The sequence below is a fragment of the Acuticoccus kalidii genome, from assembly GCF_021556395.1.
Taxonomy (GTDB): Bacteria; Pseudomonadota; Alphaproteobacteria; order Rhizobiales; family Amorphaceae; genus Acuticoccus; species Acuticoccus kalidii.
The window spans coordinates 194869-216040 of the sequence record NZ_JAKGCS010000024.1; the positions used below are offsets into that span (position 1 = coordinate 194869).

General features: G+C 68.0%; 18 protein-coding genes. 8 read left to right on the plus strand and 10 right to left on the minus strand.

Annotated elements, in window-relative coordinates; genetic code table 11:
* Positions 1-12: 12 nt before the first annotated feature.
* The 3 genes from L1787_RS14375 to L1787_RS14385 form a co-directional block, all read right to left on the minus strand.
* Positions 13-1356 (minus strand): aspartate aminotransferase family protein, encoded by a 1344-nt coding sequence (locus L1787_RS14375; RefSeq protein ID WP_235709527.1) that lies wholly within the window; start codon positions 1354-1356, stop codon positions 13-15.
* Positions 1357-1447: 91 nt separating this feature from the next.
* Positions 1448-2923 carry a M81 family metallopeptidase gene (locus L1787_RS14380; RefSeq protein ID WP_235709528.1) on the minus strand — a complete coding sequence of 492 codons (1476 nt, stop codon included), beginning with the start codon at positions 2921-2923 and terminating at the stop codon, positions 1448-1450.
* Entirely contained in the window at positions 2920-3756 is an 837-nt protein-coding gene (locus L1787_RS14385; RefSeq protein WP_235709529.1) for an IclR family transcriptional regulator, read from the minus strand. The genes L1787_RS14380 and L1787_RS14385 overlap by 4 nt, the downstream gene beginning before the upstream one ends.
* Before the next feature lie 224 nt (positions 3757-3980).
* Between L1787_RS14385 and L1787_RS14390 the strand changes: the two genes are divergently transcribed.
* The 8 genes from L1787_RS14390 to L1787_RS14425 all read left to right on the plus strand — a co-directional run bounded on the left by L1787_RS14390 (position 3981) and on the right by L1787_RS14425 (position 14506).
* Positions 3981-5444, plus strand: a complete 1464-nt coding sequence (locus tag L1787_RS14390) for a M81 family metallopeptidase (protein ID WP_235709530.1) — start codon at positions 3981-3983, stop codon at positions 5442-5444.
* Complete coding sequence (locus L1787_RS14395) at positions 5441-6736, plus strand: alanine racemase (protein WP_235709531.1); 1296 nt, start codon at positions 5441-5443, stop codon at positions 6734-6736. The genes L1787_RS14390 and L1787_RS14395 overlap by 4 nt, the downstream gene beginning before the upstream one ends.
* A gap of 42 nt (positions 6737-6778) precedes the next feature.
* Positions 6779-7570, plus strand: a complete 792-nt coding sequence (locus L1787_RS14400; protein ID WP_235709532.1) for an IclR family transcriptional regulator — start codon at positions 6779-6781, stop codon at positions 7568-7570.
* Between the two features lie 515 nt (positions 7571-8085).
* Positions 8086-9558 (plus strand): ABC transporter substrate-binding protein, encoded by a 1473-nt coding sequence (locus L1787_RS14405; RefSeq protein WP_235709533.1) that lies wholly within the window; start codon positions 8086-8088, stop codon positions 9556-9558.
* A 40-nt stretch (positions 9559-9598) separates the two neighbouring features.
* Entirely contained in the window at positions 9599-11647 is a 2049-nt protein-coding gene (locus tag L1787_RS14410; RefSeq protein ID WP_235709534.1) for an ABC transporter ATP-binding protein, read from the plus strand.
* The gene (locus tag L1787_RS14415; protein ID WP_235709535.1) at positions 11644-12510 is read left to right on the plus strand and encodes an ABC transporter permease; all 867 of its coding nucleotides are present in this window, start codon (positions 11644-11646) and stop codon (positions 12508-12510) included. The genes L1787_RS14410 and L1787_RS14415 overlap by 4 nt, the downstream gene beginning before the upstream one ends.
* The gene (locus L1787_RS14420) at positions 12507-13454 is read left to right on the plus strand and encodes an ABC transporter permease (RefSeq protein WP_235709536.1); all 948 of its coding nucleotides are present in this window, start codon (positions 12507-12509) and stop codon (positions 13452-13454) included. Before L1787_RS14415 ends, L1787_RS14420 begins: the two co-directional genes overlap by 4 nt.
* Positions 13455-13564: 110 nt before the next feature.
* On the plus strand, positions 13565-14506 hold the full coding sequence (locus L1787_RS14425; RefSeq protein WP_235709537.1) for a cyclase family protein: 942 nt from the start codon (positions 13565-13567) through the stop codon (positions 14504-14506).
* Between the two features lie 63 nt (positions 14507-14569).
* On the opposite strand, the gene L1787_RS14430 is transcribed toward L1787_RS14425, so the two are convergent.
* From L1787_RS14430 to L1787_RS14460, 7 genes are all read right to left on the minus strand, one after another.
* Positions 14570-15244: a cyclase family protein gene (locus L1787_RS14430; RefSeq protein WP_235709538.1), complete on the minus strand. Its 675-nt coding sequence runs from the start codon at positions 15242-15244 to the stop codon at positions 14570-14572.
* Between the two features lie 4 nt (positions 15245-15248).
* Complete coding sequence (locus L1787_RS14435) at positions 15249-16532, minus strand: TRAP transporter large permease (RefSeq protein WP_235709539.1); 1284 nt, start codon at positions 16530-16532, stop codon at positions 15249-15251.
* Positions 16529-17005 (minus strand): TRAP transporter small permease, encoded by a 477-nt coding sequence (locus L1787_RS14440; RefSeq protein WP_235709540.1) that lies wholly within the window; start codon positions 17003-17005, stop codon positions 16529-16531. Before L1787_RS14440 ends, L1787_RS14435 begins: the two co-directional genes overlap by 4 nt.
* Before the next feature lie 112 nt (positions 17006-17117).
* Positions 17118-18113 carry a TRAP transporter substrate-binding protein gene (locus L1787_RS14445; protein ID WP_235710042.1) on the minus strand — a complete coding sequence of 332 codons (996 nt, stop codon included), beginning with the start codon at positions 18111-18113 and terminating at the stop codon, positions 17118-17120.
* 54 nt (positions 18114-18167) lie between these two features.
* Positions 18168-19685, minus strand: a complete 1518-nt coding sequence (locus L1787_RS14450; protein ID WP_235709541.1) for a tripartite tricarboxylate transporter permease — start codon at positions 19683-19685, stop codon at positions 18168-18170.
* An 11-nt stretch (positions 19686-19696) separates the two neighbouring features.
* Positions 19697-20182: a tripartite tricarboxylate transporter TctB family protein gene (locus tag L1787_RS14455; protein WP_235709542.1), complete on the minus strand. Its 486-nt coding sequence runs from the start codon at positions 20180-20182 to the stop codon at positions 19697-19699.
* Positions 20183-20186: 4 nt separating this feature from the next.
* A complete protein-coding gene (locus L1787_RS14460; RefSeq protein ID WP_235709543.1) occupies positions 20187-21152 on the minus strand; it encodes a Bug family tripartite tricarboxylate transporter substrate binding protein in 966 nt (321 codons plus the stop codon).
* Positions 21153-21172: the final 20 nt, after the last annotated feature.

Genomic DNA, 21172 nt, shown 5'->3' on the forward strand with positions numbered 1-21172 from the left:
CGGCGTGCCGGTTCAGATCGCGCCGTCGGCCTTGATCTGCTTGACCGCGCGCTCGAACGCGTCGAGCGTTTCGGCGATGACGGCGGCGTCGTGCTCGCTCGACAGGAACCAGGCTCCGCGCTCGAGCGCCCGCACGCCGCGCTTCAGGAGCGCCGTCGTCAGCGCGATATAGGCCACGCGGTTCATCTGCGTCAGATCGCGATAGTGCGTCGCCGGCCGGTCGAGGCCGAGGGCGATGTGGAAGATCTGCGGGAAGCCTTCGACCACCGCCGGAACGCCCTCGCGGGCGAAGATCTCACGCATGCCGGCCATTAGGGTGTTGCCGTGCTCGGCGATGCCGGCATAAAGGGCCGGCGTCAGCGAGCCGAGCGTCGCCGCGGTCGCGGCCATCGCGATCGGCTGCGCGTTGTATGTGCCGCCATGGACCACGCCGCCGGTCGAGAAGAGATCGATGAGATCCGCCCGGCCGACGATCGCCGCAACGGGAAAGCCGTTCGCGATCGCCTTGCCGAAGGTCGAGATATCGGGCGTCACGCCGAAGAGGGATTGCGCACCGCCGGGGGCGACGCGGAAGCCGGTGATCACCTCGTCGAAGATCAGCACCGTCCCGGCCGCCGAACACGCCGCCCGGACACCTTCGAGATAACCGGGCGCGGGGTGGATCGCCCCCTGATTGCACATCGCCGGCTCCATGATGACGCCCGCGATGTCGCCCTGCCGAAGGCGCGCCTCCAACAGGTCGAGATCGTTCCACGGCAGGACGACGAGATCATCCGCCTCGGACGCGGGCTGACCCTTGCTGCCCGCCACCGGCACCGGGGCCTCATAGGGACCGGCCGCATTGAGGCCCGGCGCCGTCGACCACAAAATGTTGTCGAACCAGCCGTGATAATGGCCCTCGAACTTGATGATCTTCGTCCGCCCGGTCGCCGCGCGCGCGACGCGGATCGCCGCCTGATCGACCTCCGAGCCAGAGCTGCCGAAGCGCAGCCGCTCGGCCGAGGGCACCAGCTCGCACACCCGCCGCGCCGCCTCCGCCTCGATCGCGGTCTGGCCGGCGAAGAGGATGCCGTTCGCGATCTGGGCCGTCACGGCCTCGGTCAGCGCCGCCGGATTGTGGCCGAGGATCATCGGCCCCATGCCGAGATAATAATCGATCAGCCGGTTGCCATCGACATCGTAGAGATATGGCCCGACGCCTTTCTCGAACACGAGGGGCGTCGGCGCAATATTGAGGCGGAAGTTGCTGTTCACCCCGCCCGCCATCCATTGGGAGTTGCGCTGGATCGTCTCGGCGGATGTCTCGAACGACAGCAACGTTTCGGCGGCCGAAGCCTCTGACGGTGAGATGGTCAACACTCTTCTCCTCAATCTCCCGCGAAGCTAACCATGTGCGCCGGCTCCGATGAATGCCCGCATGTTTCGCGAGACGGAAACCTCGCGCCACTCAGCGCACGAACGGAAAGATCCCGGGTCGGAGGCGCGCGAAGGGCAGACCGGACAGATCGCTCGTGCAGGGCCCGGCGGTGCGGACCGTGTAGCTGCCGGCGGCAATCGGATCATAGGCGCGGCGATGGGCGACGGCCGCCTTCACGCCGATCGCGAAGAGCGTCTCGGGGTCGATCCCCTGCGAGCGCCATTGCGCGAGATCGAAAGGCGGCGTCTTGCGGCTCGTGAGGAGCACCGTCACCCCCTCGACCCGGACCACCGCCGTCGGCCCCATCTGGAAGTGGACGCCTTGCGAGGCGGCGAGATGGCTGTTGCGGTCTTCGAGGGTGAAGGCCCCGTCGCTGCGGCGCTCGAAAACCGCCTCGACCTCGAGTGGCCCGGCCCCGAGCCGGCTCGCCTTGCCGCCGATCGCAAGCCGCCGCACCGCGCCGGGCGCGGCGTCCGCGAGCGCCTCGACGGCCGCCTTGTCTGCGATCGCGACGGCCGCGTTCGTGAGGCCGTGAGCGAGGAAGGCGCGCAGAACGGCGGTGTCGTCGCCCGGCGCGCCGCCGCCGATATTGTCGGCCGGCTCCACCACGAGATAGGGCCCGCCTTCGCGTCCGGCGAAATCGGCGATCGCCGCGTCAAGCTCCCACTCCTGCGGGACGCCGAGTTCGCGCAGGGCGACTGCGAGCGCTTCGAGCGCGTCGAGGATCGGCCTCGTCTGCGCCTCCGACAGCGTCGTCACGAGGCTGAAGGCAACGCCTGCCTGCGGCACGTCCGAGAAGGAGAAGCCGCCGACGACATTCGCCGCCCAGACGCCGGGCGTCTCGGCCTCGATGCGGCGGGCGAGCGCCTCGAGATCGCGCATCGGCCGGTCCGCGGTGCCCGTTCCGGGCGGCGCCCACAGGATCGGCGCGTTGCGGACCACCATATGCGGCATCTCTCCGTCGAGGGCGCGGGCGAGGAGATCGGCCGAGCGGACCGCCGACGCGCGCGCATCGATATGCGGGTTCTCGCGATAGCCGACGAGGCCGTTCGCGTGGTGGGCCATTGCCGGCGTGAAGGTCGCGTGGAGATCGAAGACGCCGAAGATCGGCAACGTCTCCGCGCCCGGCACCGAGCGCAGACGCGCAAGGAGCGCGCCCTCCGGGTCGACCTCTTCCGTCGTCACCATCGCGCCGTGAAGGGCGAGCCAGATCCCGTCCAATGGCCCGTCGAGCGCGGCGCGCAGGCCGTCTTCGACCTCGGCGAGGAACGCCTCGAACACCGCATGGTCCGCCGTTCCCGACGGGAGCGCCGCATAGTCGACAACCGGAACGATCTCCCATCCCTCCCGGTCCGCGACCTCGATGAAGCCGTCGATGGTCGAGCCGTCGCCGCGCCGGGAGAGCACCGCATCGCCGCGCAGAACATGGAAGTCGTCGAAGCCGGTGATGTCGTCGACGAAGGTGTGTGTCTCGTGGAAGAGACCGGCGAGAAGGATGCGGGTCATGGCACCATCTTGGAGCTGCGGGGCGGGTCGATCGCCGCGGTGAGGCTTTTGGTGACTTCGGCAAGGCTCTCCACGAGAAGCGCGCCGAAGCGCTTCATCGTCGCCGGGCCGAAACGGGCGGAAGGGCCGGCGATGCTGACGGAGGCGATCGCCTCTCCGCCCGGCCCAAAGATCGGCGCGGCGACGCACGCCCCGCCGATCTCGTTCTCCTCGAACTCGGTCGCGTAGCCGACGCTGCGGCATTCGGCGAGAAGCGCCTCGAGCGCGTCGGGATCGGTGACGGTGCGCTCGGTCTCCTTCATCAGCGGGCCGAGACCGTAGATCACCTGGCGGAACGGATCCGGCTGATGGGCGAGGAGCGCGCGCCCGCACGCCGTCGCATGATAGGCGGCGCGGGTGCCGGAATAGGACGAGACGCGCAGGCTCTGGCTGCCTTCGAGACTTTCGACGATCACGCAGTCGGTCGGAGCGGGAAGCGCGAGGTTCACCGTCTCGCGGGTCGCCGCGCAGAGGCGGATGAGGTGCGGCCCGGCGATCGCCGCGATATCGAGCCGCCGCTCCACCGCTTTGCCGTAGACGACATGCTGTAGGCTGAGCCGGTAGGCCCCGGCTCGGCCATCATGCTCGGCAAGGCCGACATCGACGAGGGCGGTGACGAGATTGAAGGTCGTCGTCTTCGCAAGGCCGGTCGTCTCGGCGAGGCGGCCGAGGCCGACCCAGCCGCCATGGCCCATCGCGTCGAGCAAGGCCTTCGCCCGGCCGATCGACTGAATTCGCACCGGCGCCGGACGTTGGGGAGCCCCCTGCCGCCGCGCCGCGCCATTCTCCGCCATACCGCACCACGAATCGTCAATGTTTTACATTGTGGAACGCAACGCTTCAGCGCACCGCCCCACCATAAGGCCAACCTTCAGCCGATTATGCAAGCATGACGCTCGAATAGTCAGCATTCGTCCATTGAGCATTGACATCAACGCGCGTCCGCCGTGTTATTTCACTCGTTACGCAGGTGATGAGATCCCACAATGTGGATCGACCACCGTAGGAGGATCGACCCGTGCGCGCTTTCGTGGCCTCACTCGCGACCGAGACGAACACGTTCTCGCCGCTCTTCGTCGATCGCACGGCCTTCGAGGACGCCTTCTATTGCCCACCGGGCGCCCATCCCGAAACGCCGACCCTGTGCTCGGCGCCGATGGTCGCCGCGCGCCGCCGCGCCCGCGAGGGCGCATTCACCCTCGTCGAGGGCACCGCCACCTGGGCCGAGCCCGCCGGCCCCGTCTCCCGCGCGGCCTATGAGAGTCTGCGCGACGAGATCCTCGATCAGCTCCGCGCCGCCCTCCCGCTCGATATCGCCCTCTTCGGCCTCCACGGTGCGATGGTCGCCCGCGACTATGACGATTGCGAAGGCGACCTCCTCGCCCGTGTCCGCGCCCTCGTCGGCCCCGACTGCATCGTCGCCGCCGAGCTCGACATGCACTGCCATATGACCCCCGCGCGCGTTGCCGCGGCCGACCTTCTCGTCGCCTTCAAGGAATTCCCCCACACCGATTTCCTGGCCCGTGCCGAGGACCTCGTGAGCCTCGCGATCGCTGCCGCGAAAGGTGAGATCGCGCCGGTGATGGAGGTCTTCGACACCCGCGCAATGGCCGGCTTCATGACGAGCCGCGAGCCCGGCCGCAGCTTCGTCGACCGCATGATGGCGCTCGAGGGCAAAGACGGCATCCTCTCGGTCTCGATCGCGCACGGCTTTCAGGCGGGCGACGTCTACGATGTCGGCACCAAGGTGCTCGTGATCGCCGATGGCGAGGCGAACCGCGCCAAGGCGGCAAGGCTCGCCGAGACGCTCGGCCGCGAAATGCTCGCCTGGCCGCCGGCCTCGGCCGGGCCGAAGCATCACAAGCCCGCCGAAGCGATCGCGCTCGCCCGCGCCGCGGCCGGTCGGCCGATCGTCTTCGCCGACCGGTGGGACAATCCGGGTGGCGGCGTCGCGGGCGATTCTTCCGTCATGGTCCGCGCCCTCCTCGACCACCCGGACATTCCGTCGGCGATCGGCGCTTTGTGGGATCCGGGGGCCGTCGCGCTCTGCCGGGCCGCCGGCGAGGGCGCCGAGATTCCACTGCGCTTTTGCGGCAAGGCCGCCGCCACCTCGGGCCCTCCGATCGATGCCGTGGTGCGCGTGCGCGCGGTGTCGGACGATCTCGTGATCCCGTTCGAGCAGAGCTTCGTCTCGCTCGGCCCCTCGGCGGCGATCACGATCGGCGCGGTCGACATCGTGCTCGCGACCGGCCGCTCGCAGACCTTCTCCCCGCCCGCCTTCACAACGCTCGGCATCGACCTCGATCGCAAGACGATCGTGGTCGTGAAGTCGTCCAACCACTTCTACGCCGCCTTCGCCCCGATCGCGGCCGAGATCCACTATCTCGACACCGGCGGCCCTTACCCGGCGGACCCCACCAAGGTGACGTACGCGAAAGCCCGTCGCCCCCTCTTCCCTCTCGATCCGAACCCGCTCCTATGATCCCTCGCCTCGACCTTTCAAGCCTCGACGCTCTCCCGCTCGATCCCTCCACCAAGGGCCTGCCCTTCGGCGCGGTGCCGCCCACGGTCGGCGCGGTGGCGGATGAAGGCTGGCGCATTCTCGAGGAGGATCTGCCGCTCCCCCTCGCCGTCATCCGCGAGGATATTCTCGCCGCGAACAGCCGCTGGATGGCCGCCTTCACCGCCGCGAACGATCTCGTCATCGCCCCGCACGGCAAGACCACGATGGCCCCCGCCCTCTTCGATCTCCAGATCGCGGACGGGGCGTGGGGGATCACCGTGGCGACCGTGCAGCAGCTCGAGGTCTGCCGCCGCTTCGGGGTGAAGCGCGTCCTTCTCGCCAACCAGCCGACCGGGCCGCGCGCGATCGAGGCGTGTTTCGCCGCGCTCGCCGCCGACGCCTCCTTCGAGCTTTATTGCCTCGCCGACGGTGCGGACGGGCTCGCCCGTCTCGCCGAGGCGGCGCAGCGTATGCCGACCGGCGGCAACCCGTTGCGGATCCTCGTCGAGGTGGGCTTCACCGGCGGGCGCACCGGAGCGCGCACCGAAGCGGGCGCGCTCGCACTCGCGCGGACGGTCGCGGCCACCGACGGGCTCGCCCTCGCCGGCTTCGAGTGTTTCGAGGGGCTATTGCCGACGCCCGACGAGGCGGCTGAACTCGTCGCCGCCGTCACCCGCTCGGCGGAGGCGGCGACCCGCGAAAACCTCTTCCCGGCGGACGTGCCCGTCATCGTGAGCGCCGGCGGCTCGGCCTTTTTCGACCGTGTCGGCGAGCGCTTCGCCGCGCTCTCTCTCGACCGCCCGCTCCTCAAGGTGATCCGCTCGGGCTGCTATCTCACCCACGATGCGATCGGCTACGCCGCCGCCTTCGAGCGGATCCGCCGCGAGACGAGCCTCACTTTGCCGGACGGCGGCCTCGAACCCGCGCTCGAGGTCTGGGCCTATGTCCAGTCGTGCCCGGAGGCGCAGCGCACGATGCTGACGATGGGCAAGCGCGATGTCGGCTTCGACGCGGGCTTTCCCGTTCCGACCCGCTGGTTCCGGCCGGGACCGGGCATGACGGCCCCCGAGCCGATGCCGGCCGGCCACGAGGTGGTCGCCCTCAACGACCAGCATTGCCACCTCGTCAGCGAGGCGCCGACGCATTTGCAGGTCGGCGACATGGTCGCCTTCGGGATCGGCCACCCCTGCACGACCTTCGACAAATGGGCGCTCCTCCTCCTCGTCGACGAGACCTATCGCGTCACCGGAGCGCTGCGGACCTTCTTTTGATCCCGCCGCCGCATGGCGCGGGATGAAGTGGAGAGATCGGACATGAGCCATGTCAGCGACGACTATATCGTCCAGCCCGTCATGAAGGCCCTCAACGTCCTCGACTACGTGATCCGCCAGGGCCGCGACGTGACGCTGACCGAGACGGTGCAGGAACTCGGCCTGCCGAAGACGACGGCGTTCCGCTATCTCCAGACCCTCTCGGCGGCCGCCTATCTCGAATATGACGCCGCCTCCGATCGCTACCGCGCCGGCCCTCGCTTTCGCGCGCTCGCCGGCGCCGACCGCGCCTTTCACGCGCTGCGCGAAGCGGCGCGGCCGGAGATGGACGCGCTCCTCGACGCCTTCCGCGAGACGGTGAACCTGGCCGTCCTCGATAACGGAATGGTCGTCTATATCGACATTGTGGATCCCGGCCGGTCGGGTCGCGGCCAGGCCCGCGTCGGGCATCGCCACTATCTTCACTCGACTTCGCTCGGCAAGGCGATCGCCGCCTTTCTGCCGAACGCGGAAAAGGGCCTCGTCGGCCCCTCCGAGCTTCCGGCGCGCACCATCAACACCCTCACCGACGCGCGCCGCTTTCGCCGCGAGGTCGAGGCCGTGCGGGCGCGCGGCTTTGCGGTGGAGCGCGGGGAAAACGAAGACGGACAGATGTGCATCGGCGTGCCGATCCTCGACGCCGCGCGCCATCCGCTCGCCGCGATCAGCCTCTCCGCCCCCGAAACGCGGATGCCGGCCGAACGCATCGAGACGACCGCCGCGGCGCTGAAAAGCGCGGCGGCGCGGATCGCCCGCGCGCTCGAAACGCCCGTTCCGCCGTTCGCCGCCTCGTGACGGCGCGTTGTTCCAAGAGGCGGAACGGGTCCGCGTTGACCCTAGAATAGGTGAAAAATACTCTCACCATCACACCCACGAATAGCGGCGAAGACTGGATGAAACGCGCGACATATGAGGGAGGCGAGTGGCATTTGCAGGCTTCACCATCGAGATCCCCTTGCGATTGCCGCGCGTCGTCTCGTCTGCGTGCGCCGCGGCGGCTGAGGTAGAGCGCTGGCTCGCCGCGCCCCCGTCATCCGCGCAGGCGTCGTCCGCGCTTCCCCCCTCCGCGCATCCATTGTCCCCGCGCGATGCGGGAGCGCGCATCACACGGCGCACCGGCGCGCACCATGGTGCGCCCGCCTCCCCGCAGGATCACCGCCGTCCCACAGCACGAACGTCCGCCCGATCGATGCGGGCGGTTCCCGATCGATCGTCCCCGTCACGGCAGAGCGCAACAGGAGCTCAAGATGAGAAAAAGACTTTCCGGACTGGTCAAAGTATTGAGTGTGGCCGCCTTCGCGGCACTGCCGATGACGGCACACGCGGCCGACGAGGCCCTCGAGGGCGGCACGCTGCGCGTCGGCATCCTCGCCGACATGACGAATTTCGACCCGATGCAGTTCTCGTCGGTGAACTTCTTTCTGATCAAGAATCTTTATGACAGCCTGATCGAGTACACGGCCGAGGGCGAGCCGGTGCCGAGCCTCGCGACCGCGTGGGAGATCGCCGACGACAACACGTCCGTCACCGTGACGCTGCGCGACGGCGTCACCTTCGCGAGTGGTGCGCCGCTGACGGCCGAGGATGTCGCGGCGACGCTCGAGAAGGCGTCGGACCCCGAAAAGGGCAAGAACGTCTATCCGACCACCTCGATCATCGACGGATGGGAGACGCCGGACGAGAAGACCGTCGTCATCACCTTCAAGAGCCCGGTGCCGACGCGGCAGATCCTCGACCTCCTCGAGTTCACGATGCCGATCGAAAAGGCGGGCATCGACACCGTCGAGACCGTTCCCGCCGGCACCGGCGCCTACGAGCTTGAAAACCGCGCCGTCGGCCAGGGCGTGACGCTGACCGCCAACGCGGATTATTGGCGCGAGGGCGAGCCGGTCGCCGAGACCGTGACGTTCACGATCTTCAGCGACGACGCTTCGGCGAGCGCGGCGCTCGAGTCGGGCTCCGTCGATCTCGTCTATGGTGGCTCGGCGCGCAGCGCGAAGCGGCTCGGCGATGCCGGATACACCGTCTTCCGCGGCCCGGGCCCGCTGGTGCAGGTCTTCCGCATCAACGCGACCCACGCCCCCTTCGACAACGCGGCCTTCCGTCAGGCCTTCAACCATCTGATGGAGCGCGACGGCATGCTCCGCGTCGCCTATGCCGGGATCGGCGAGGTCGTCGCCCTGCCGTGGGCCCCGGCAAGCCCGGCCTTCGACGCCTCGTTCAACGACACCTATGGCTACGATATCGACAAGGCGAAGGCGCTCTTCGCCGAATCGGGCCTTTCCGACGCCGAGATGAGCGACTGGACGCTTCTCGTGAACGGCACGGACGAGGCGGCCGTCATCCTCAGCCAGATCGTGCAGGGGTCCCTCTCCGAAGCCGGCATCGACATCGAGCTCGACGTGCGCGAGAGCGCGGAATGGATCGAGGCGCTTCTCGGCGGCGATTTCGACGCGACCTTCGCGGGCATCGGCAACGTGCAGAAATTCCCCTCTCGCGTCGCCACGAACTCGATCTATCGGACCGTCAACAACCCCGTGTTCGGCGAGCCCCACCCCTTCCCGGATTATGTCGAGGCGATCGCCGCCGTCGACGCTGCCGTCGGCTCCGAGGACGAGGTCAAAGCCGCCTACGACCACCTCAACACGGTGCTGATCGAATCGGCCTTCGCGATCCCGACCAACACCTACGATGTCGGCATCGTCGTCGCCTCGCCGAAGCTCGCCGGCTTCACGCCCGAGATCGACAATCTCTTCGTCGCCCGCACCATCGGCTTCAAGTGACGAACGGCCCCACGTGACGCGTAAGACCCAAGGAGCCACGATGAGCGAGCCGGTTCTCGCCGTGCGCGATCTGACGGTGGATTTTTCGGGCCCCGCCGGCCCGATCCCCGTCGTGCGCGGCGTCTCGTTCGATGTCCATGCCAACGAGGTGCTGTGCATCGTGGGCGAGTCGGGCTCGGGCAAGAGCGTCACGTCCCTCGCGGTCGCCGGCCTGCTCGCCGACACGGCAAAGGTCGGCGGCGACATCCGCCTCGGCGCGATCGACGTCCAACGCGCCGACGCCGAAACGCTGCGCCGGATGCGCGGCGAAGACGTCGGGTTCATCTTTCAGGACCCGTCGACCACACTGAATCCGGTCCTCAAGGTCGGCCGGCAGATCACCGAGGGAGAGGTCGCCCATGGCCGCCTCTCTCCGAGCGAGGCCCGTGCGCGCGGTGTCACCCTCCTGCGCGAGGTCGATATCGCCGATCCCGAAGGCCGCATCGACCAATATCCGCACCAATTTTCCGGCGGGATGCGTCAGCGCGCCGTCATCGCGATGGCGATGGCCGGCAAGCCGCGCCTCATCATCGCCGACGAGCCGACGACGGCGCTCGACGTCACCGTTCAGGCGCAGGTTCTCGCCGTTCTCGCCCGCCGCCAGCGCGAGACGGGATGCGCGGTCGTCCTCATCACACACGATCTCGGCGTTGTCGCCGAAGTCGCCGACCGGGTCGCGGTGATGTATGGCGGCCGCATCGTCGAGACCGGGCCGGTGCGCGAGATCTTCCGCGCCCCGCGGCATCCCTATACGCGTGCGCTCCTGCGCTCGATGCCCCGCCTCGACGGCACGGACGCGCGCCTCGACCCGATCCCCGGCCAACCGCCCGTCGCGATCAACCTGCCGGCGGGCTGCACCTTTCACCCGCGCTGCGCCCTCCAGAACGGCCGCGAGCGGTGCCTGCGGGACGAGCCGGCGCTACGCGCGCTCGCCGCCGATCATACCGCCGCCTGCCATTTCGCCGAGGAAACGCCGGAGCGCCCGCCTGCCCTCGCGGCCGAGCCGCGCCCGCTGCCCGCTCATGCCGCCGAGGCGCCGCTCCTCGAGGTGGAGGATCTGCGTGTCCACTTCCCGATCAAGGCCGGTCTCCTGCGCCGCACGGTGGGCGCGGTCCATGCCGTCGACGGGGTGAGCCTCGCCGTCCATCCCGGCGAAACGGTGAGCCTCGTCGGCGAATCGGGCTGCGGCAAGACCACGACCGGCCGCACCGTGATGGGCCTCATTCCCGCGACGAGCGGCGCGGTCCGCTTCGACGGGCAGTCGATCCTCGGGCTCGACCGGCGCCGGATGCGCAAGGCCCGCCGGCAGATGCAATATATCTTTCAGGATCCCTATTCCTCCCTCAACCCGGTGCGCTCGGTGGAGGAGGTCATCGCCGAACCGATGCACATTCATGGCGTCTATGACGAGATGGGCGGCGCGCCTTGGGTCGCCGAGCTGTTCGACCAGGTCGGCCTCTCCCGGACCATGATGGGCCGCTATCCGAGCGAGTTCTCGGGCGGGCAGAAGCAGCGGATCGGCATCGCCCGCGCGCTCGCGCTGAAGCCGCGCCTTCTCATTCTCGACGAGCCCGTCGCCGCCCTCGATGTGTCGATCCAGGCGCAGATCCTCAACCTTCTTCAGGATCTCCAGCGCGAGCTCGACCTCGCTTATCTCTTCATCGCGCACAATCTGTCCGTCGTGCGTCACATCTCGGACCGTGTCGCGGTGATGTATCTCGGCCGGATCGTCGAGATGGGCGATCGCGACGCGCTCTATGAGCGCCCGTCCCATCCTTATACGCAAAGCCTCCTGTCGGCCGCGCCGATCCCTGACCCGGCGATGCGCGACCGCGATTCCCGCATCGTCCTCGAAGGCGAGATTCCCAATCCCGCCGCGCCGCCGCCCGGCTGCACCTTTCATCCGCGCTGCTTCCGCGCGAGCGAGCTGTGCCGGCGCGAGGCGCCGCGCTTTGAACGGCCGGACGGGCTTGCGACCCACCTCGCCTGCCACCATCCGGGGCCGCTCTTCGACGAAAGGGCGCCCCGTGCCATGGAGCGGGCGACATGAAGGCCGCCTTCGGCATCCTCGGGCGGCTGATGATCCGGCCGGGATCGGCGCTCGCCGTCCTCTTCCTCACGATCATCGCGCTCGCGGCGATCTTCGCCGACCTCCTGCCGCTCGACCCGTTCCGGCAAAATCTCCTCCACTCGCTGGAAGGGCCGTCGGCGCAATACTGGTTCGGGACCGACGAGCTTGGGCGCGACATTCTCTCCCGCGTCGTCTACGGCGCGCGCACATCGCTTCTCACCGCAGCCGGCGCGGTCGCCGTCGCCGCCCTCTTCGGCATCCCGATCGGCCTGATCGGCGGCTTTTTCGGCGGGTGGCGTGACGCGGCGCTGATGCGCTTCGTCGACGTCCTCCTCGCCCTGCCGGCAATCCTCTTCGCCATGGCGCTGATCGCCGTTCTCGGCCGCAGCCAGGTCGCCGCCTTCATCGCCGTCGGCATCACCGGGATTCCCGCCTTCGCCCGCATCGTGCGCGCGCAGACGCTCGCGCTGCGCAAACGCGATTTCGTGACGGCGGTCGAATCCTTCGGCGGCTCATCGGGCTACAACATGTTCCGCACGATTTTGCCGAACGCGTGGAGCCCGATCCTCGTCCAGGTCGTCGTCCTCTGCTCGATCGCGATCCTTCTCGAGGCCGCCCTCGCTTTTCTGGGCGTCGGCGTCGCCCCGCCGACACCCAGCTGGGGCGAGATGCTGCGCACCGGCAAATCCTATCTCTACGAGGCGCCGACCTATGCGCTGCTGCCCGGCATCGTCCTCACCCTCACCATCCTTTCCTTCGACACCATCGGCCGCGCTCTCGGATCCCTCCTCGAAGACCGGCACGATACCGGCACCGCCACGGCCGGCGGAGTGACGTCATGACCGGCTATATCCTGCGCCGCCTTCTCCAGCTCATCCCCGTCCTGATCCTCGCCTCGATCGGCGTCTGGGCGATGATGTATGCGGTGCCGGGCGGGCCGGTCGCCGCGATCGTCGGCGACAATGCAACGCCCGAGCAGATCGCCGCCGTCACGCGTCAATACGGCCTCGATCGCCCGATCGCAGTCCAATATCTCGACTGGTTCGGCAGCGCGCTCGTGGGTGATTTCGGCGAGTCTTATTATAGCCGCGCCCCGGTCCTCCAACTGATCGGCGAGCGGCTTCCCGCAACGCTCCACCTTGCGGTCGCGGCGACGATCGTCGCTCTCCTTCTCGGTATTCCCGTCGCGGTGGCGAGCGCCTTGCGGCCGGGAACGCTCCTCGACCGGATCCTGTCGGGATGGAGCGCGCTCGCGCTCGGCGTGCCGACCTTCTGGCTCGGCATCCTCCTCATTCTCCTCTTCGCGGTGGAATTGCGGTGGCTCCCCTCCGCCTCGGGCTATGTGCCGATCTGGGAGGATCCGCTTCAGGCGCTGCGCAATCTCGCGCTTCCCGCCATCACCCTCGGCGTCTACGTCTCCGGCATCCTCGCCCGCTTTCTGCGCGCGTCGCTGGTGACGGAGCTGAGGGCCGACTATGTGCGCACCGCCCGCGCCAAGGGACTGCCGGAGCGGCAGATCGTGTGGGTGCATTTGATGCGCAACGCGCTCCTGCCGTTCATCACCATCGTCGGGTTGATGATGGCCGGCTTCATCGGCGGCGCGGTGGTGACGGAGGCGGTCTTCACCTATCCGGGGCTCGGCCGCCTCCTCATCCAGGCTATCAGCTCGCGCGATTACCCGCTGATCCAGGGCTGCATCCTCGTGATCCTCGTCCTTTATGTGGCGATCAACCTCACGGTGGATGTGCTCTACGCCTATATCGACCCGCGGATCGATTATCGCTGACGGCGGCTCCGCGTTGTTGCATTGCAGCATCGCGGCGTGGCAACCTGTCGCATCCCATCGCGCCCCGAGCGGCGTCCGCCGCGCGCCGGCGCGACAGTTCGGAGGCGACAATGCAATCCAACCGATCGAAGACACTCGCGTTCGCCGGCACGCTGTGCGCGATCCTGTCGGCGACGTCCCCGCTCCGTGCGGCGGACGATCAGGGCCTTTGGGGCGTTTATGAGAGCGCGCTCAAGGGCGCGAAATATGTCGACCTCACCCACACCATCACACCGTCGATCCCGGTCTGGTCGGGCTTTGCCGCCTCGACCTTCGGCCCGGCCCGTGCCGGCGTCGACATCGAGGGTTATGCCAAAAAGGGTGAGGTCTACACCTACGAAAAGCACGGCTTCGAGGCGACGGAATACACGCTGCGGACCGACCAGCTCGGCACCCAACTCGACCCGCCCGCCCACTGGGCGCCCGAATATGCCGCGATCGACGAGATCCCCGCGAGCTATGCGATCCGTCCGCTCGTCGTCATCTCGATCGTCGATCAGGTGAAGGAGAACCCCAACTACGCCCTAGAGGTGTCCGACATCGAGGCGTGGGAGGATGCGAATGGGCCGATCCCGGAGGGTTCGGTCGTCTTCGTCCGCTCCGATTGGTCGAAGGATTGGCCGGACCCGGCGCTCGCGACCTTGAAGGAATTTCCCCAGGTCGGGCTCGATGCGCTCAAATTCCTGCACGAGGAGCGCAACATCCTCTTCCACGGGCACGAGCCGCTCGACACCGATTCCACCCCGACGCTCGAGGGCGAATATTGGCTGATGCACAACGGCTACGCGCAGGCCGAAGGCGTCGCCAATCTCGACCAGGTGCCTGAGACCGGCGCGCTCGTGATGATCGGTTATCCGAAATTCGGCGGCGGGCTCGGCGGCTATGCCCGCTATATCGCAATCTGCCCGCCCGACTGGCCGCACGGCGTCACGGTGAGCGCCGAAGACGCGCCGCTCAAGAAGTTCGAGACCCCGCTCCATTTCGACGAGGCGAAGGGCATGCGGGTGCGCTGAGCCTACCGCACGCCGCACACGGTGCGCCGCCGCCGGTCGGGCGACGGCGCGTCAATCATGGGATCAGACCACCCCTTCGATCGCGACGACGCGGGCCGGCGCACCGTCCGCGCCGTCGATCTTCAGCGGAAGCGCGCAAAGGAAGGTGCGCGGCCCCGGAACGCTCGCGACGTTGACGAGATATTCGATCAGCGTCACTCCGTTGCGCAGCAGGATATCGTGCGTCACGTGCTCGGGCATCGGCGGGACGACCCTGTCGAGGGAGAGGCGGATCGTGTAATCCTGCGGGAAGTCGAAGGCGACCGCCTTCGGCTTCAGCGCGGCGATCACCTCGGTGGCGGGCCGGCCGAGATAGGGCGCCTCCCGCCAGAACTCGGGCGTTTTCCAGTCGCGCTGCGTGTCCCAAGCGCTTTTCAGGAGGATGATCGGTTCGCCGTCATACCCGGCGAGTGCCCGCTCCATCCGGTCCGCGGAAATCTCCGTGTTCGGCACAACGTCGGTGAGATCGGCGACGAAGGCCGGCCCGGCGACGTCCTCGAGCGCCGTCGCCTCGATCGTCGGCGCGCCGGGAAGCATGTGGCGGCGCGCGTCGACATGGGTGAAGGAGTGGACCGAAAGGGTCAGCTTCGTCACCTGGAAGGGCGCGGCGTCGGAATGGTCGCCCGTCACCTGCCGGGGCGCGGGCCAGCGGAAATGGTCGGCGATCACCGGCATCGACAGGTCGATGATATGGGTCATGGCATCATCCTTGATAAAGCGCCGGCAGCGTCGTCGTGATGGCGGGCACGAGCGTCAGGATCGCGAGCGCGGCGAAAAGGGCGAGGATGAACGGGATCGATGCGACCATCACCCGCTCCGGCTTCTCGTCCGCGATCCGGGCCGACAGGTAGATCAGATAGCCGACCGGCGGCGTCGTCAGCCCGATCATCAGATTGAAGACGAGGACGATCCCGAAATGGATCGGGTCGATCCCGAGCTGGGTCGCCGCCGGCAACAGGATCGGCACCAGGATCACGAGCGCGGCGAGCGGATCGAGAAAGAGGCCGAGAAGCAGCGCGAAGAGGTTGACGAAAAGCAGGAAGACCAGCGGGCTCGCGCTCACCGCGGTGATCAGGTCGACGATCGTCCGGCTCACCCTGAGATCGGCGACGATCCAGGCAAAGAGCGCCGAGGCCCCGACGATGACGAGGATTGTCGCCGTCCCCTCCGCCGCGTCGCACAGCGCCCGCCAGAACCCTTTCCAGGTCAGCTCGCGGAAATAGAACGCGCCGATGAGGCCGGCATAGAGACAGGCGATCGCCCCCGCCTCGGTCGCCGTCATGACGCCGCCGAGGATGCCGCCGACCACGATGATCGGCGCGAGGAGCGCGAGGATCGCGTCGCGGCCGGTGACGATGATCGTCTTCAGCGAGGCGCGGGGCGAGCGCGGAAAGCTCTGCCGGGTCGAGATGATGAAGACGCACACCATCAGGCAGATCCCGATGACGATCCCCGGAACGATGCCGGCGAGGAACATAGCCCCCACCGATTGCTGGGCGAGGAGCGCGTAGATGATGATCGGGATCGAAGGCGGGATGATCGGCCCGACGACGGAGGAGGCTTGCGTCACCGCCGCCGAGAAGGCCGCGCCATAGCCCTTTTCCTTCATCGACGGGATCATCACCGAGCCGACCGCCGCGGTATCGGCGACGGCGGAGCCGGAGATGCCGGAGAAGAACAGGCTCGACAGGATGTTCACCTGCGCGAGGCCGCCGCGAATATGGCCGATCAAGGCGTCGGCGAAGGCGACGATACGGCGCGTGATGCCGCCGCGATTCATGAGTTCGCCCGCGAGGAAGAAGAAGCCGATCGCGAGGAGCAGAAAGGCGTCCATTCCGTTCATGAAGAGCTGCGTCACGAGGACCAGCGGCATCTCGGGCTTGGCGACGACGATGGTGAGGACGCTCGCCCCGAGGATGGCGAAGACGAGCGGAATGCCGAGGATCGCGAGAACGATCATCGAGCCGAAAAGGAGCGCGACCATCATGGCACGAGTTCCTCGTCCTTGTGGTGGGAGAGGAGCCCGGTCACCAGCAGCACGATCCACAGGATGCCGCAGGCGATCGCCCCGCTCCAGTACCACGACTTGGTGATGCCGAGCGTCACATAGCGGTCCGCGCCGAAGCTCGCATTGAGGGTGAGCGCGCCGCGCACGATGAGGACGAGCAGCGCCGCCATCACCACGACGCGCAGCGTGGCGAGCGCGGTGCCGAGAAGGCCGGGCGCGGCGTCGGCGAGGATGCCGATGCGCATGTGCGGCGCGGCGGTCGCCGCGACGAGCACGAGCCAGACATAGAGAAGGCGGATCAACTCTTCGCCCCAGACGATCGAGTCGTTGAGGACATAGCGGGCGAAGACCTGCACCACCGCAAGCACCGTCACGGTGAGAAGCAGCCCCCCGGAGACCCAACGCACCGCCGTGCGCAGGGCCGTATCCAATCGGGCGATCGCGGAAAGCATGGCCTCTCCATGGCTGGCCGGCCCGCGAGCGGGAAGCGGCTGAGGCGTATTGGTCCGAAATGAAGCGGGCGGCCCCCGAAGACGCCGCCCGCTCGACATTGGTGTGAAGGGATCAGTCGCCGGCGGCGGCGATCGCCTTATCGAGAAGCTCGGAGCCGTGCTCGGCGACGTAAGCCTCGCGCGTCACGTCGGCGACCGCCTCGCGGAACGCCTCGCGATCGGGATCTTCGATGATCTCCATCCCGGCGGCGCGCATGCCCTCGAGGCTCCCCGCCTCCTCCTCATCGTTGAGCTGACGCTCGAACGCGGCCGCTTCGAGCGCGGCCTCGCGAAGGGCCGCCTTGTGCTCGTCGGAGAGGCTGTTGAAGCGCATCGCGTTCATCACCAGCGGCGCGGCCGTATAGGCGTGCTCGGTGAGCGACAGGTACTTCTGCACCTCCTGGAGCTTGGAGGCGTAGATGTGGTTCACCGGGTTTTCCTGCCCGTCGATCGTGCCGGTCTGAAGGGCGGCGTAGACCTCGGAGAAGGGCATCGGCGTCGGGTTTGCGCCGAGCGTCTCGAACGCCTTGATGTGCGCCGGGTTCGGCGTCGTGCGGATTTTGAGGCCCTCGAGGTCGGCCGGCTCGCGCACCGGGCGGACATTGTTGGTGAGGCTGCGGAAGCCGAGTTCCCAGAAGGCGAGGCCCTGGAGGCCGGCCGAGTTGATCTGGTCCATCAGCGCCTGCCCCACTTCCCCATCGAGGACGGCGTAAGCGTGCGCGTCGTTCTCGAAGAGGAACGGAAGGTCGAGGAGGTTGAGCGCCGGGGCAAAGCCCGTGAAGTAGGGATTGCCGGTCAGCACGATATCGATTGTGCCGAGGCGCGCGCCTTCGAGCATCGTCGGGCTGTTGCCGAGCTCGCCTGCCGGAAACACCTCGATCGCGAGCGAGCCGTCGGTCTTCTGCGAGACGAGTTCGGCGAAGTGCTCGGCCGCCTTGTGGGCGGTGTCGGCGGTGTGGGCATAATGGCCGAAGCGCAGAGTCACGTCCTGCGCGAAAGCCGGCATGTCGCTCATCGCGAGCGCGCCGACGATGGCGGCACCGGCCATGAGATTGCGGCGGTTGATCATATCGTTCAATCCTCCCTTGTTATGGGCGGCCCGCCCCACCGGCGGGCCGATTGTTCAGTCGGTCTGTATCGCGAGATCGGACGGCGGCTTGCGGCGGTCGCGATAGACGCGCCAGGCCGTGAAGATCCAGAGCGCGAGGGTGACGACGCCGAGCCCCGCCGCGACCGGCCGGGCGAAGAAGGCGATAAGGTCGCCGTCCGCCTTGATCATCGTCGTGGTGAAGTTGAACTCCACCGTGCCCCCGAGGACGATCGCGAGGATCGCCGGGGCGACCGGAATGCCGTTCTCCTCGAAGATCCAACCGACCACCCCGAAGACCAGCATCACGCCGACATCGAAGAGCGAGTTGTTGATCGCGTAAGAGCCGATGATGCAGGTGACGAGGACGACCGGCGGCAGGAGCGAGCGCGGAACGCGCACGATGTGCCGGGCGAAGCGGATGAGGAGCCAGCCGAGCGGCCACAGGATCAAATTGGCGAGGATGAAGGTCAGGAAGATCGCATAGACGAGCTCCGGCTGACGCAGGAAGATCGTCGGTCCGGGGTCAAGCCCCTTGAGGATCAGGACGCCGATCACGATCGCCGTGATGGAATCGCCCGGAATGCCGAACACCAGCGTCGGCACCCACGCCCCCGACAAAGCCCCGTTGTTGGCCGCGCCCGCCTCGGCGAGCCCTTCATCGTGCCCGGTGCCGAACTTTTCCGGCGTCTTGGACGACCGGCGGGAGACCGCATAGGCGACCCACGCCGCGATATCGGCCCCCGCGCCCGGCAGAGCGCCGATGACGGTGCCGACGATCGAGCCGCGCGCCACGTTGCGCTTCAGCTTCCAAAGATGCGCGCCGAGACCCTGGCGAACGCTGCCGACATGGTCGGTCGCGAGCTTGGCATCGCTGCCGGTGCGGCCGAGCGCCTGACGCAGGATTTCGGAGACGGCGAAGAGGCCGATCATCGCCGGGATCATGTTGATCCCGCCCATCAGATCGACCGAGCCCATCGTGTAGCGAAGATTGCCGGACGCCGGGTCGATCCCGACCGTCGCGCACATGAGGCCGAAGAGCAGCGAGATGAGCCCCTTCACCGGATCGCCCGCCGCGACGAACGCGGCGCAGGTGAGACCGAGAAGCGAGAGCCAGAAATATTCGACCGTCGAGAAGCCGAGCGCGACCTTGGCGAGGAGCGGCGCCCCGAGAATGAGGATGAACGTTCCGACGAGCCCGCCGATCACCGCCGCGCCGAGACAGAGGCCGAGCCCCTCCTCCGGCCGTCCGGCTTTGGTGAGGGCGTAAGCCTCGTCGACATAGGCGGCGGAGGCCGGCGTTCCCGGCATCCTGAGGAGCGCGCCCGGCACGTCGCCGGCGAAGATCGCGGTCGCCGCCAGCGCGACGATCGCCGCCACCGCCGGGATCGGGTCCATGAAGAAGGTGAGCGGCACGAGAAGCGCCGTGCCCATCACCGCCGTCAGGCCGGGAATCGCGCCGATGATCATGCCCATCACCGACGCGGCGAGGATGGTGAGGATCACCTGCGGATCGGCGACGATGGAAAGCGCGAGAATTATCTGATCGACCACGGGTCAGCCCTTCACAGGAATCCGATCGGCCCCGGCGGCAACGGCACCCGCAACAGGTGGCCGAACAGCAGCGCGAGCACCAAGGTCGCCACGACCGCGACGATGAGCGTGGTGAGGACGGGCGCGCGGAAGACGAGCCCGAGAACGACCATGATGACGAACGAGGAAATGACGAAGCCGAGATACGGCGCCGCGGCGACGTAAAAGGCGATCGCCGCGAGGACGACGACATAGCGGAACACGCCGCCGAGCGTCGGCCGCTCGGCGTCCGCGGCCTCGCCGATGCCGTCCGCCGGCTGAGGCACCGGCCGCTTGGCCTTGAAACCTCGGACGAACAGCACGACGCCGGCGAGCGTCATCGCGACGCCGATGATGGAGGGGAAGAAGCCCGCGCCATAGGGCTGGCCCGCGAGATTGGGCAGGCCGAAAGCCACGAAGGCGTAGGCGGCGCCGCCGAGTGCGGCGACGCCTCCCACGACGCGATCGTCGAGCCGCATCGGCTTACTTCGCGACCCCGAGATCGACGAGGATCGCGTTGGCGCTCTCGGAGAACGCCTCGACGGCCTCGGTCGACTTCTGCGAACCGTCCCACACCGGTGTGATGCCGCGTTCCTTGAGCGCGGACTGCACCGCCTCGCCCGCATGGGCGACGGCGCCGGCCTCTTCGAGCTTCGCCGTCACTTCGTCGGGAAGGCCCGCCGGACCGCAGAGCGAGAAGAAGTTCTTCAGCTCGAAATCGATGCCGAGCTCCTTGAGCGTCGGAACGTCGGGATAGGACGAAAGGCGCTCGTCGCTCATCACCGCGAGCACTTCGACTTCGCCGGCATCGGCGAGCGTCTGCGCCTCGATCGGCGAGCCGGTGAAGAGATTGAGACCACCCGCGACGAGATCCTGCAGCGCGGGCGCGCCGCCTTGCGAGGGCACGAACTTGATCTTGGTCGCCGGCTCACCGAGCGCCTTGGAGAGGCCGCCCGCCGCCATGTGCCACGTCCCGCCGACACCGGAGCCGGACGAGGAGAACGTGCCCGCGGGCTCCGACTTGATCGCCTCGAGGAGCGCCTCGGCGCTCTCATAGGCGCCGGCCTTCACAGTGATGCCGGCCGGGATCGTCGCCATGCGGGAGACGATGGTGAAGTCGTCGAGCGTCAGCGGCGCGAGACCCAGGGTCTTGAAATAGGCGATTTCGGGCGTGCAGGCGCCGATCGTGTAGCCGTCCGGCTTCGCCTTTGCGATCGCCATATGACCGACGACGCCGTTGCCGCCGGCGCGGTTCACGACGTTGATCGGCTGGCCGAGCTCCTGTTCGAGGCCCGCGGCGAGAATGCGCGTCACCGTGTCGGTGCCGCCGCCGGCGCCCCAGGGGACGATCACCGTAACGGGACGGTCGGGATATTCGGCGAGCGCGGCGCCCGTGCCGAGGCTGAGCGCCACGGCGCCGAGCATGAGGGATTTCAACGTGTTCTTCATGATGGTCTCCTCCATTCGTT